General features: G+C 60.6%; 11 protein-coding genes, 1 tRNA gene and 2 rRNA genes. 2 read left to right on the forward strand and 12 right to left on the reverse strand.

What is annotated here, in order from left to right:
• Positions 1-183: 183 nt before the first annotated feature.
• Entirely contained in the window at positions 184-366 is a 183-nt protein-coding gene (locus HRUBRA_RS03445) for a hypothetical protein (RefSeq protein WP_035514580.1), read from the forward strand.
• A 108-nt stretch (positions 367-474) separates the two neighbouring features.
• On the opposite strand, the gene HRUBRA_RS15100 is transcribed toward HRUBRA_RS03445, so the two are convergent.
• From HRUBRA_RS15100 to HRUBRA_RS03465, 6 genes are all read right to left on the reverse strand, one after another.
• A complete protein-coding gene (locus tag HRUBRA_RS15100) occupies positions 475-852 on the reverse strand; it encodes a hypothetical protein (RefSeq protein ID WP_144244365.1) in 378 nt (125 codons plus the stop codon).
• Positions 849-2,717 (reverse strand): DUF927 domain-containing protein, encoded by a 1,869-nt coding sequence (locus HRUBRA_RS03450; RefSeq protein ID WP_084592423.1) that lies wholly within the window; start codon positions 2,715-2,717, stop codon positions 849-851. Before HRUBRA_RS03450 ends, HRUBRA_RS15100 begins: the two co-directional genes overlap by 4 nt.
• The gene (locus HRUBRA_RS03455) at positions 2,714-3,646 is read right to left on the reverse strand and encodes a toprim domain-containing protein (protein ID WP_052094334.1); all 933 of its coding nucleotides are present in this window, start codon (positions 3,644-3,646) and stop codon (positions 2,714-2,716) included. The genes HRUBRA_RS03450 and HRUBRA_RS03455 overlap by 4 nt, the downstream gene beginning before the upstream one ends.
• On the reverse strand, positions 3,643-3,852 hold the full coding sequence (locus HRUBRA_RS15105; protein ID WP_144244367.1) for a helix-turn-helix transcriptional regulator: 210 nt from the start codon (positions 3,850-3,852) through the stop codon (positions 3,643-3,645). The genes HRUBRA_RS03455 and HRUBRA_RS15105 overlap by 4 nt, the downstream gene beginning before the upstream one ends.
• Before the next feature lie 115 nt (positions 3,853-3,967).
• Positions 3,968-4,624: a hypothetical protein gene (locus HRUBRA_RS15110; protein WP_144244368.1), complete on the reverse strand. Its 657-nt coding sequence runs from the start codon at positions 4,622-4,624 to the stop codon at positions 3,968-3,970.
• The gene (locus tag HRUBRA_RS03465; protein ID WP_035514582.1) at positions 4,617-5,822 is read right to left on the reverse strand and encodes a tyrosine-type recombinase/integrase; all 1,206 of its coding nucleotides are present in this window, start codon (positions 5,820-5,822) and stop codon (positions 4,617-4,619) included. Before HRUBRA_RS03465 ends, HRUBRA_RS15110 begins: the two co-directional genes overlap by 8 nt.
• 394 nt (positions 5,823-6,216) lie before the next feature.
• Between HRUBRA_RS03465 and HRUBRA_RS03470 the strand changes: the two genes are divergently transcribed.
• On the forward strand, positions 6,217-6,546 hold the full coding sequence (locus tag HRUBRA_RS03470) for a winged helix-turn-helix domain-containing protein (RefSeq protein WP_035514583.1): 330 nt from the start codon (positions 6,217-6,219) through the stop codon (positions 6,544-6,546).
• Between the two features lie 300 nt (positions 6,547-6,846).
• Here the strand turns inward: HRUBRA_RS03470 and HRUBRA_RS03475 are convergent.
• The 6 genes from HRUBRA_RS03475 to HRUBRA_RS03505 form a co-directional block, all read right to left on the reverse strand.
• Positions 6,847-8,000, reverse strand: a protein-coding gene (locus tag HRUBRA_RS03475; RefSeq protein ID WP_236629773.1) for an IS3 family transposase whose coding sequence is annotated in 2 segments (ribosomal slippage) — positions 6,847-7,706 and positions 7,706-8,000 — 1,155 coding nt in all. Because the reading frame shifts where the segments join, the coding sequence is not laid out codon by codon here.
• A 100-nt stretch (positions 8,001-8,100) separates the two neighbouring features.
• Positions 8,101-8,472: a PAS domain S-box protein gene (locus HRUBRA_RS03485; protein WP_144244370.1), complete on the reverse strand. Its 372-nt coding sequence runs from the start codon at positions 8,470-8,472 to the stop codon at positions 8,101-8,103.
• A gap of 105 nt (positions 8,473-8,577) precedes the next feature.
• Positions 8,578-8,901 carry a hypothetical protein gene (locus tag HRUBRA_RS03490; protein WP_035514587.1) on the reverse strand — a complete coding sequence of 108 codons (324 nt, stop codon included), beginning with the start codon at positions 8,899-8,901 and terminating at the stop codon, positions 8,578-8,580.
• A gap of 168 nt (positions 8,902-9,069) precedes the next feature.
• Positions 9,070-9,185, reverse strand: a 5S ribosomal RNA gene (gene rrf, locus HRUBRA_RS03495).
• Positions 9,186-9,415: 230 nt separating this feature from the next.
• Positions 9,416-12,434 (reverse strand): 23S ribosomal RNA (locus HRUBRA_RS03500).
• A gap of 474 nt (positions 12,435-12,908) precedes the next feature.
• Positions 12,909-12,984, reverse strand: a tRNA-Ala gene (locus tag HRUBRA_RS03505).
• Positions 12,985-12,993: the final 9 nt, after the last annotated feature.

Raw genomic sequence — 12,993 nt, forward strand, 5'->3', positions numbered from 1 at the left:
CAGCATTTCCCGCTCGGCATCCGTGGGCGCGCCGTCCGCGCCTAGGGCCAGGCCGGTGGAGGCGGTAATGGCGCAGCGCCCACGCATTTGAAAATTCCCAAGTACACATTGGAATATGAGTTCCTGCCTATGGACGCGCACTCGGCTACTATCTGATGACACACCAATCCACAGGGTGATGCGATGCTCTACCTTGCGCTGGCAGTAATCGTTGTTTTGCAGGTCTACATGTTTTTCAGCCTGCGGAAGACTGAGCGCGCAATAATCGAGGTAAGAGTCAGCCAGAAAGTGACCGTAAAGGGCCTTGATTGGATTGATGGCGGCCTTGCCAGCTCGCTAGAAAACTATCGCGGATACGGCGAATAGTTAGTGGCAGCATGTCTGCATACTCCGCCAGTACTTCGCGTACTTGCTCGATAAGCGCCCGGGTCGCGGCCCGCGGCCGGTAGCTGTCTATAAACCCTCGCCGCCGGTTCATAGCTTTCCCTCCCGTAGTTGTGTGTTGGCATGCCGGATACCGGCGTTTGCTTTGCGGTGCGGCTGCGGCTCAGCGTCTGCAGCAGCGCGCCAGGCGTCCACGTAGCGCCATAGCACGGCGGCGCGCTTGGCCTGGCCTATGGGTAGGTGCTGCTCGATAAACGGCGGGTCGTCGCGTAGCGGCTCCACGCCCTGCGCCCGCAGCCATTCGGCGGTGCAGGCGGGTGCGTTTTCTGTCTCCGCATTGCTTTGTTTAGGCGTTGCGCACGTTACAGGCGTTGCGCCCAGTGTTTGCGCGGCCTCTGGCGTAACGTCTGCCGTTGCGGTGGCGTTACAGGCGTTGCGCGCCCGGCTTATGGCTTCCTCCAGGCTCATACAGTCACCTCCAGCCGCGCCGGGTCCACGGTGTACAGCTTGCGGGTGCCCTCGGCGGTGCGGTGTGCTTTGGCTTTCTCCTGGCTCCCGCAGTCCACCAGTGCGCCGGCGTCTAGCAGGTGCTGTAGCGCATGCTTCAGGTCATGGCCCGCGACGGCCTCGCGCATGGCGGGGCTGTTGAACAGGTACAGGCGGTGCCCGCCGGTATCGCGCCACCAGCCGGCCCGGTCGCGCACGTCCTCGCGGTCGCCGTCGATATTTGAGAAACGCGCCCCGCCGTGGCGGTCAATGAACTCCGCAACGCCCTGCAGTACTTGCCGGCGCTCGCTGGGTCCGTGCCCGCGGTGGTCCCGCCATACCGCAAACAGGTCCATAGCTGCGGCGATAGCCTCGCCGGTCTCCCAGCCGGTAATGCCGTACTCGGTCGCCAGCTCGCCGGCTATGGCGATAATGGCCAGTCGCTGCGCCGCGCGCTTGTGCTGCCCGGTATCGGCGGCGAAACCCTCGGCGCCGATTAGCTCCTCCACCAGGCTTGGTAGGTCCCGGTTATCGAATGCCAGCCGCTGCAGAAACGCCCGGCCGGCGGTGCCGTAGTGCTTGGCCCCGGCGGTTTTCAGCCGGTCCGATAGCCCGGCGGCGGTCAGCCCGTGCAGGGTGTCCCACGCGCCGTATTCACGGCTTGCCGGTATATCCAGCAGGCGGACAGACTGCCCGGCTTTTGCCCGGCGTCCGCCTTCGAGCATGGCGGCTTCTATGCTGCGCTCGCCGGTGCTCAGGACAGAACAACGCCAGCGCTTTACCGGCCGGGTGGCTCCGCTGCGGCTCGCTCGCTGTTTGCCGGTGCCGTTGCCCAGTGCGTAGACAATGGCGCCCACTTCGCGCGGGTCCGCCTCTGAAATTTCGTCCAGCGCTAACAGACTGTCATTGAACAGCGCCGCGGCGCCTTCCAGTCCGTTAGCGGTGGCTCGCCAGCTCCGGCGGTAGGTAGGCGCGCCCCACACACTGACGGCGGCGGCTAGCACGCTGGTTTTACCGGTGGAACTGTCGCCTAGCAGGTGCAGCCCGCCGGACTCCGCATTACAGCGGTGCAGGACAGGCCCGGCGAACGCCGCGGACAGCGCCACCAGTAGCAGCGGGTTGCCGGGTGCCAGTGCGGCCAGGTTGTCGCGCCACTCCTCCAGCGTCCCGGCCGTGGCGTACTCGGCGCTGCCGTGCTCCAAGGACTGGAAAACCACGGTATTGGCCCGCGGCCCTATGGCTTCATCCGGTAGCACGAACGTATCCCCATGCCAGCCGGTGCCGGTCGCGCACTCCAGATACTGGCGCGGCGGCTTTGCCTGCAGATAGATGGGCAGTTGCTGCCGTGCCTTCGGGTCTATCAGCAGGCCCTGCCGCAGCAGCTCTCGCCGCATTTCTTCGCCGCTGCCGGCTAGCAGCTCCATGGGCATGGCCCACTGTCGCCAGCCGCCCCGGGTCGGATTGAACCGAAGCAGGCGGCCGTACTCGCTGCCGTTGGCGTCATGGGTGACGGCCTCGACGTACAGCGGCGAGCATATCCAGGTGTCTACGGGTACGGGGGTGGGGTCATTCTTGCCGGCTTTCTCCAGCCCGCAGTACCAGACGCCCGGCCGGTAGGTTTTGCCGCCGTGCTCGGTCGGCTTCTCCAGCACCACATAGCGCGGCCGGTCCTCGACGCCCGGGAATGGCGGCTCTGTAACGTCTGTAACGTCTGCCGTAACGTCTGCCGTTGCGCTGCAGCCCGCGCCATTACTGGCTGCAACGGCTGTAACGTCTGTAACGGCTGTTTTAATGGTGCCCGGGTCAATTTCAGGCGCGGCCACCTTCGGCAATATGTCTGTTTTCATGCTGGCACCCTCCCGCATAGTGCTGTGTCTGCGAAGTCGGTACAGGTGCAGCCCTCCAGGTTGCAGACGGTTGGCCAGGTCAGCCCGGCGCCTACTTTTCGCGCGGCCTCGGCGCCGTAGCGCATGCCCGGGTTGCCCTCGGTCCGGTGGTCATTGTCAGCAGCCACCACCAGCGCAGCGGCCGGGTAGTGCCGGCTCAGTGCCTCGGCAACGGGTAGCAGGTTGTTTGCGCTCATGGCGCATGCCACGGGTACCTGCATGGCATGCCCGATACTGGCGCCGGTGGCGAAGCCCTCGCAGACGTATAGCGGCTGCCCGTCCCGCACGGTGCCCAGCAGACAGAACAGCCCGCGAACACGTCCACCAGGTAAAAAGCGCTTACGGCCGGCGGCGTCTATCCGCTGCAGGTTGTGCAGGGTGCCGTGAACGTCCACCAGCGGCACTAGTAGCAGCCCGGCGGACTCACGCACGCCCACGGCGGGTAGTTGTTTTGCCTGCAGGTACGGGTGCGCCACGGTGGCGGGTGCTGCGGCGTCCCAGTTTGCCCGCGCACGCTCTGCGGCTCTTTGCTGTGCCTGCGCCCGCTCGCGCTCGCGTTGCGCCCTGGCGGCCTTTGCAGCCGCTGCCATGCGCTGGCGGTCCTCAGTGCTCAGCGGCCGGCGGTCCGCGGTCCAGGTCAGGCTAGAACCCTCGCGCCAGTCACCAGCCGCGCCGGCGGGTCTACCGTCCAGGTGCAGAACACACCAGCAGCGCAAATTGCCGCGGCGGCCGTCCGGGTGGTCGAAGCGCTGCAGCTTGCCGGGTGTCAGGTCGCGCGGTGCGTTGCCGAACTCGGCTTGTAGCCAGTCCGTGAACTCTCGCAGCGGGTCGGTATAATGGGTGTGCTCCCTGCGGGTGGTGGCGCCCAGCCCGGCGCCCTCCCGCCTCACGCTGCCACCTCCGGCGCTTTGCCTTTCACTTGCTCGATAACACTAGCCCGCCAGTAGTTGCGGCCGCGCATTGTTACCGGCTCGGGTAACAGTCCCTCACGGCGCCAGCGCCATAGGGTGGTGCGGGTAATACCGCCCAGCTCCTGGCATACCTGGCTGGCTGATAGCAGCGGGTCCGCTGCGGGTCGGGTGGGTTTTGTCGCCATGCTCTGCGCCTCCTGTGTTGCGCTTGGGTGCATGGCGATAATTGCCGCTAAGAACGGCGGCGGGAATGAAGTTGGGCGGCCTGGCTCAGTTGGGCGCCAGTTGTCCGGCGGAGGCCTAGTTGTTGTCCTCGATATGCCGGCTCAGCCACTTGCTTAGCGCGTCACTGTAGACGGTGACTAGCGGCTGTTTGCCGTTGCCCGGGTAGGTGAATGAACGCGCAGTGACGGTGAAGCCCGGCGGCGGTTCCTTGCGCCATGCCGCCAGAACGTCAGCCGCGGTCGGTCGCGGTGCGCCCTCGGCATGCAAGCGCTGCAGTAGGCGGTATGCCTCCAGCCCGTAACCCTGCGGCCGTTTTGGCTCGATAGGAAGCCATGTGCGCGGCTGATTAGGCTGTGCCTCAGGCTCGGCCGGTTCCTCGCCAGACCAGGCAAGCAGCATGGCAGGAATTTTATAGTTGTTCGCAATAGCCCACTCAATCCAGTGGCGTGGTGCTTGCCTGATAGTCAGTGCCTCGGCTTCGCCTAATCCCGGTGTGGTGAAGTCGTCTAGCAGTTGCTGTTTCATTCGTACGATCTGGTTGCGCCTCGCTGCATGGTGGTTGTTCTCGATAATCACCAGCAGCCAATCTCTCGGCGACTCTGGGTTGTATCCATTCAGAAGTGCCAGTGCTGCGCCCAGGGTCCAGGTTTTGCGCTGCAGCATCTGCCCATAGTCGACCACAAGTAGGTCGGCCGCCTGTTCTAGCGACAGCCCTTTGCCAGGCTTACTCACTGGCGCTACCAGTCACGTATGCCGCCCAGTCGGTCATTAGTTGGCGGCGTTTCTGTAGCAGGGTCCCGCGCTGGTAGGCGGCTTCGGCTTTATCCTTCAGCCGGTGCGCTAGTGCATGCTCGATAACCTCGCGCGGGTGCGCGGTGGTCTCGCCGGCCCATGTTTTCAGCGTTGAACGGAAACCGTGCGTTGTGGCGTGCTCGCCGTAGCCCATGCGTTTTAGCAGGCTCAGCATAGAGTTGTCGCTCAGCTTCTCGCCGGCGCGCTTGCCCTTCGGTTGCGTGAATATGAACGGCCTGGCTTTCGGCTGCGCCTCGATAACTGCCAGCGCTTCGGCGGTCAGCGGCACGCGGTGCTCCTTGCCGGCTTTCATTCTCTCGCCGGGTATAACCCACGTCTCGCCCTGTATCTCCTCCCACTGCGCGCCCAGTACCTCGCCAGTGCGGCAGCCGGTCAGAATGGCGAACCGTAGCGCGGCAGCCCCGGCGCCGGTGCGGGTCTCCAGCTCGCGCCAGAATGCGGGCGCCTCGGCATAGGGCAGGCCCCGGTGGTGCTCCACATTTCTCACTTTCGCCAGCGGTGGTAACTCGGCGTCCAGGTTGCCGCGCCATGCCGCCGGGTTGTCGCCGGTGCGCAGTCCTCGCGCTTTGGCCAGGTCTAGCACCTTCTCGATACGGCCCCGGACCCGGCCGGCGGTCTCCGGCTTGTCTGTCCATATCGGCCGCAGCACCTCTACCACGTGGTCCCGGGTAATATCCGCTACCGGCATTTCGCCCAGTACCGGCCCGGCGTAGGTCTCCAGCGTATTGGCCCATTGGTCCGCATGCTTGGCGTTGCGCCAGCCAGGCTTTAGGGACTCGATAAGCTCGGCGGCTAGCACGTTGAACGTGGCGGCCTGCTTTGCCTCCGCGGCTGCCTGCGCGGCCCTGGCGGCGTCCTTTTCGGCCTGCGGGTCAATGCCCCGGCGCACCAGCTTGCGCGCTCTGTCGCGCTCCCTGCGCGCCTCAGATAGGGACACCAGCGGATAGCCACCTAAGCCCATGCTCCGGCGCCGGTTGAATAGCTGATACCTGAAAACCCACGAACGGGCGCCGCCGGGTGCTACCTTGAGCATTAGCCCGCCGCCGTCCTGTAGTCGGTACTCGCGGCCGGTGGCGGTCGCGCCCTCTATGTCCTCGGTCCGTAGCTTGCCGGCCATGCTCTGCGCCCTTGTGAACCACTTACGGGTACCACTTGTGTACCAGCAAATTATAGACGGTCTGCAACATTGCGCAACGCATGAAAACAGCGTATCGTTAAAATTCAATGACTTATCGTGTTGCTTGGCGTTTCTTATATATACATTCTGCTACTAGGTTCGGCGGACTCTCTCTCCGCCATCTACCGGCGGTCTGTACCGGAGACATCCTTTGGCTCTACCCCATGGCTCTACCCCATTAACGGGGGATGACCGGTTCTCACTAAACCCGATTGATAATGCCATCCCATCCACAATGGGCATGACCAAGGCCAGGCACTTTTAAGATACAGTAAATGTATTATAAGATACATCTTCTGTATTGCTGACTGTGTGGTTCACTGAGAGGCCAGCCATGCTGGAATCACTCGTGGGTTCGACCAACGCGGAGCGCGTCCTTCTGTTTCTGGCGGCGCGCGAACAGGGCTATGCACGAGAGATAGCACAGACCTTCGGCGTGGCGCCCAGCCAGGTGCAGCGCGTACTTGATCGCATGGAGCGCGACGGCATGCTGGTCTCGAACGAAGTCGGACGCACCCGGGTATATGAGTTTAATCCTCGCTTTCCCTTCCGCGACCAGGTCGCTGCGCTGTTTCGCGATGTGCTGGCGCGTTACCCGGAAAGCCTGCAGGAGAAGCTGACGCGGAACCGCCGCCGACCACGTCGTAAAGGCAAGCCCTTGTGAATATCGCTGGCCTTGGTGTCAAGGAACTGGCGGCTCTCGTGTGCACAACCCTGGAACACCGCGGCATCGATGTGGTGTTGACGGGTGGCTCGTGCGTGTCAATCTGGACGCATAACGCCTATGCGTCGCTAGACTCGACTTTATAGCGCTCGGGCTGCATAGCAACCGGCAGATCGGCGAGGCATTGCGTAAAATTGGTTATTTCCCTCAACAGGCAAACGGCAGATATTTTCAGCACCCTGACACGGCTCTCAGAAATGGACCCCAGAATTTGGACAGCTCGATAAGTGCATTCCCGGGTTATGCCGCCAACATGACGGCGGATTCGTAGTACACGCTGTCCGGTGTCCGCCGGTCAAGCGCCTGATGCCGCCGCTCGCCATTGTAGAAGGCGAAGTAGCGACCCAGTGAGCGGCGCGCCGTCGCGATGTCGTCATAGGCGCGCAGATACACCTCCTCGTATTTCACGCTGCGCCACAGGCGCTCCACGAACACGTTGTCGAGCCAGCGGCCCTTACTATCCATACTGATGCGAACGCCTTCGCGCTTGAGAACGCCGGTGAAGTCGTCGCTGGTAAACTGGCTCCCCTGATCGGTGTTGAAAATCTCAGGAGCTCCATGATGGGCGATCGCCTCCTCCAGCGCCTCGACGCAGAAGCTGGCATCCAGCGTGTTCGACACCCGCCAGGACAGCACCCGCCGCGAGTACCAGTCTATAACCGCGACCAGGTACACAAAGCCCCGGGCCATCGGAATGTATGTTACATCGGTCGCCCAAACCTGGTTGGGACGATCGATCACGAGATCGCGCAGCAGGTACGGGTAAACCTTGTGCGCCTGGTTGGCCAGGCTCAGGTTGCGCTTCGGGTACCGCGCTGCCAGGTCCATGGTGCGCATCAACCGGCGGATGCGCTTACGGTTCACGACGTGACCGCGGTCCTCGAGCCAGTCTCGTATCCGGCGGCTGCCGTAATACGAGTGCTTGAGATGACAGCGGTCGATGAGCGCCATCAGCTCCAGCTCTTCGTCAGAAACCGGCTCGGGAACGTGGTAGAACGTGGAGCGAGGTAGATCCAGCAACTCGCACTGGCGAGTCACCGGCAGCGGATCCTTCCGGTCTACCATTTCTTTCCTCTGGGCCCGTGAATCCTTTCGAGCCCTCGCTCTAAAAAATCGTTTTCCATCGTCAGCCTCCCGATCTTGGCGTGGAGCTGTTCGACGGTTTCTTCGGAGGCCTCCGCTTTCTGTGCGCCTTTGCCGAACACATCCGGCGCACCGCTAAGCAGCTGCTTCTTCCAGTCAGTGATCTGGTTGGCATGCACGTCATACTTCTTGACCAGCTCTGCCATCGTCATATCGCCTTGGCAGGCCGCCAGGGCGACCTTGGCCTTAAATTCCGGCGAATGGGTTCGTCTCTTGCGTCTCACGGCTTCTCTCCAGAGCGTCGCGCTCATCTTGAGGGAAGCACCTATCGTCGTCCAATAGCTGTCCGGTCATTGGGGTCCACTTCTCAGCACCCGAAAGGCAATAATGACAGGAAAGGTACTGCCGTCTTTACGTCGATGGACGGTACGAAACCTTGCGCTCCCCTGTTTGCATTTCGGCGGTGCGCCGGCGCATCTCGTCTTCGTCGAACTCCGCCTGAATCGCGGGCGAGCGAAGCGCACGAAGCTCCTCTTCGCTGTAGCCCAGCTGCCTACAGGCGGCACGGTTGACCTCGAGGAAGCGAAAATCCTCAGCATCAATAACAGCCACCGCGTCATCGGTCATCGAGACCAATGCGCCAAAGACGCGCTGCCGCCAGTCAGCGTCCGAACGCTGCCGACGCTTGGTGAGATAGCCGTTCAACCGCGCAGCGACGATAGCCAGGAACTGACGGCCGGCCTCGTCGAGGGCCGCCGCAGCGCCGCCTTCACCCGCTACCACGGTCAGAGCCCCCACCGACTCTTCGTTGTCCTGCAGCGCTTTCCGGTAATACTCCTGCGGGGTGTGAGAAAGTTCGCTGAAGTCGGCAATCGTCTCGCCGGCGTACTAGATCCGGACCTTGACACCCAGAGCGCGCGCCCAGCCGTCCTGCAGGGTCGCCACCACATCGTGAAATAACTCTCGAGGCGGCAGACGCTCGTCCTCAGTCATGCGCACCACGCGGTGCAGGCTTGACTGTTCGGCCACGCGCCGAAGAAGTTCCACCTTCGTACGGCGCAGCACCCGCGTGCGAAAATAGTAGGCAAGTACCAACGCGACAAGGACAACCGCGACGAGCACTACTGCACCGCTAAGCAGAGGATTGGCCTGCACCGCCGCGGCAAGCAGCGCGGTATCCTCGGAGCGGGCATGGTTGGCACTGCCGAACATGCAGAATGCGGAAAAGCCGTAGAACCTGCACAGTCTGGACGTTAACGATCGCAGCGCCAGATCCCTCCCCCTGCACACACCGATCTCTCAGCCTAGGCAGCTTCGCTGCATTGGGCAATAGTAAATAAAAACGCCCCGACCATGGCTGATCGGGGCGCTGGGATTAAAGCCTGGCGATGACCTACTCTCACATGGGGAGACCCCACACTACCATCGGCGATGCATCGTTTCACTGCTGAGTTCGGGATGGGTTCAGGTGGTTCCAATGCTCTATGGTCGCCAGGCAAACTGGCTGGGATGACCGTTGGTCTTACTCGCACCGGCGATGCCGGCCACCCCAAGAAGGCGGTAGATCAAGCTGAGCCTCCGGACCGGTCCCGAGGCGCCCTTCCGTCTCCAGAAGAACTGACTTCAGTGCTTACACACCATGACTCGCCACAACACCCGGGAGCCTCGCTGGCTTCGTGGGGGGCCGCTCTCGCAGCCACCACCCAGCGCAAACAACCTGGATTATATGGTCAAGCCTCACGGGCAATTAGTACTGGTTAGCTCAACGCCTTACAACGCTTCCACACCCAGCCTATCAACGTCCTAGTCTTGGACGGCCCTTCAGGACCCTCAAGGGGTCAGGGAGAACTCATCTTGGGAGAGGCTTCCCGCTTAGATGCTTTCAGCGGTTATCCCGTCCGAACGTAGCTACCCGGCAATGCCACTGGCGTGACAACCGGAACACCAGGGGTTCGTCCACTCCGGTCCTCTCGTACTAGGAGCAGCTTCCCTCAATTCTCCAACGCCCACGGCAGATAGGGACCGAACTGTCTCACGACGTTCTAAACCCAGCTCGCGTACCACTTTAAATGGCGAACAGCCATACCCTTGGGACCGGCTTCAGCCCCAGGATGTGATGAGCCGACATCGAGGTGCCAAACACCGCCGTCGATGTGAACTCTTGGGCGGTATCAGCCTGTTATCCCCGGAGTACCTTTTATCCGTTGAGCGACGGCCCTTCCATTCAGAACCGCCGGATCACTAAGACCTAGTTTCCTACCTGCTCGACTTGTCAGTCTCGCAGTCAAGCGCGCTTGTGCCTTTACACTAACCTCACGATTTCCGACCGTGATTAGCGCACCTTCGTGCTCCTCCGTTACGCTTTGGGAGGAGACCGCCCCAGTCAAACTACCCACCACACACTGTCCCCGGCCCGGATAACGGGCCTGGGTTAGAACCTCAACATTACCAGGCTGGTATTTCAAGGGCGGCTCCACGATGGCTAGCGCCACCGCTTCAAAGCCTCCCAGCTATCCTACACAAGTAAGGTCAAAGTCCCGTGTGAAGCTGTAGTAAAGGTTCACGGGGTCTTTCCGTCTAGCCGCGGGTACACTGCATCTTAACAGCGATTTCAATTTCACTGAGTCTCGGGTGGAGACAGTGTGGCCATCGTTACGCCATTCGTGCAGGTCGGAACTTACCCGACAAGGAATTTCGCTACCTTAGGACCGTTATAGTTACGGCCGCCGTTTACCGGGGCTTCAATCAAGAGCTTCTCCGAAGATAACCCCATCATTTAACCTTCCGGCACCGGGCAGGCGTCACACCCTATACGTCCTCTTTCGAGTTTGCAGAGTGCTATGTTTTTAATAAACAGTCGCAGCCACCTGGTCACTTCGACCAGCCTCAGCTCAGGGAGCAAGTCCCATCACCAAAGCCGGCGTACCTTCTCCCGAAGTTACGGTACCATTTTGCCTAGTTCCTTCACCCGAGTTCTCTCAAGCGCCTTGGTATTCTCTACCTGATCACCTGTGTCGGTTTACAGTACGGTTCCTTCATGGCTGAAGCTTAGAGGCTTTTCCTGGAAGTCTGGCATCAACCACTTCGCTCGCGGGTCTCCCCTTGAACTCGTCATCAGCTCTCGGCCTCAGAATCCCGGATTTGCCTAAGATTCCAGCCTACTGCCTTAAACGCGGACAACCAACGCCGCGCTGGCCTAGCCTACTCCGTCCCCCCATCGCACCATGAAAAAGTACGGGAATGTTAACCCGTTTCCCATCGACTACGGCTTTCGCCCTCGCCTTAGGGGCCGACTCACCCTGTCCCGATTAACGTTGGACAGGAAACCTTGATCTTCCGGCGGGGAGGTTTTTCACCCCCCTTATCGTTACTCATGTCAGCATTCGCACTTCTGATACCTCCAGCAGACCTCCCGATCTACCTTCAACGGCTTACAGAACGCTCCTCTACCGTAAATGAACTCCAAAGAATCCACCTACCCGCAGCTTCGGTTACCGGTTTAGCCCCGTTACATCTTCCGCGCAGGCCGACTCGACTAGTGAGCTATTACGCTTTCTTTAAAGGATGGCTGCTTCTAAGCCAACCTCCTAGCTGTCTGAGCCTTCCCACATCGTTTCCCACTTAACCGGTATTGGGGACCTTAGCTGGCGGTCTGGGTTGTTGCCCTCTCGACGACGGACGTTAGCACCCGCCGTCTGTCTGCCGTGCTGCCACTCCTGGGTATTCGGAGTTTGCATGGGGTTGGTAAGTCGGGATGACCCCCTAGCCCAAACAGTGCTCTACCCCCCAGGGTGATACACAACGCTCTACCTAAATAGATTTCGAGGAGAACCAGCTATCTCCGGGCTTGATTAGCCTTTCACTCCGATCCACAGCTCATCCCCTAACTTTTCAACGTTAGTGGGTTCGGCCCTCCAGTTAGTGTTACCCAACCTTCAGCCTGGCCATGGATAGATCGCCCGGTTTCGGGTCTATTGCCTGCAACTATACGCCCTATTAAGACTCGGTTTCCCTACGGCTCCCCTAAACGGTTAACCTTGCTACAGACAATAAGTCGCTGACCCATTATACAAAAGGTACGCAGTCACCCGATCTTCAAGCCCCCTCTGCCTTGTTTAAGGGGTTGGTCATCGCTACGCGATGACAACCGCTCAACTCAGCTCGGACGGCCTCTTCTCACCACCGAAGCGGCTTGAAGATCGGGCTCCCACTGCTTGTACGCACACGGTTTCAGGATCTATTTCACTCCCCTCGCCGGGGTTCTTTTCGCCTTTCCCTCACGGTACTGGTTCACTATCGGTCAGTCAGGAGTATTTAGCCTTGGAGGATGGTCCCCCCATCTTCAGTCAAGATATCACGTGTCCCGACCTACTTGTCGCAAGCTCAGTACCACAGCGCAGTTTTCGCGTACGGGGCTATCACCCTCTATCGCCGGACTTTCCAGACCGTTCCGCTAACCGCACTGCTATCACTTGCAGGCTCTTCCCCGTTCGCTCGCCGCTACTGAGGGAATCTCAATTGATTTCCTTTCCTCCGGGTACTTAGATGTTTCAGTTCCCCGGGTTCGCCTCCATAGCCTATGTATTCAGCTAGGGATACCCAGCTTACACTGGGTGGGTTTCCCCATTCGGACATCGTCGGATCAAAGCTTGTTTGCCAGCTCCCCGACGCTTATCGCAGGCTACAACGTCCTTCATCGCCTCTGACTGCCAAGGCATCCACCGTATGCGCTTAGTCGCTTGACCATATAACCGAGGTTATCTGTCTACGACTCGCCACCGACCCCCTTTGCAAAGATCGGCAGCCACACACCTTCAAGGCCAAAGCCTCTCCAGTGTCGCCGGATGTTGTGACGCTTGAGTCACAGTATGTACAACTCGTTTTCCAGGCAGCGGGGAATTGAAACCCGCTACCAGGAACTTTGTTCTCAGGACCTGTCTTCCTACTCCAACCACACAGCAGCACCGTGTGATCAAAGTACGAAGCTTCAGTCCAGAGACTCAGCTTGATCTACCTTGTTAAAGAACAGTCCGGTTGCCAAAACCAGGAGCCAGAACACCCTCCCATCGGGATGCGCTCTCGCTGCTGACTTCGGTGATGCCATATAAAGATGGTGGAGCTACGCGGGATCGAGGGTCCGGCCTACCGGCCGCGGACGTCCGCGGTTCACCACCGCGTCCTCTACCAGCAATTCACCACTTCGTCCCACTAGCAAGTAGTGGTGGAGCTACGCGGGATCGAACCGCGGACCTCCTGAATGCAAATCAGGCGCTCTCCCAGCTGAGCTATAGCCCCACAGTCTTA

It is taken from the genome of Pseudohaliea rubra DSM 19751 (assembly GCF_000764025.1).
Taxonomy (GTDB): domain Bacteria; phylum Pseudomonadota; class Gammaproteobacteria; order Pseudomonadales; family Halieaceae; genus Pseudohaliea; species Pseudohaliea rubra.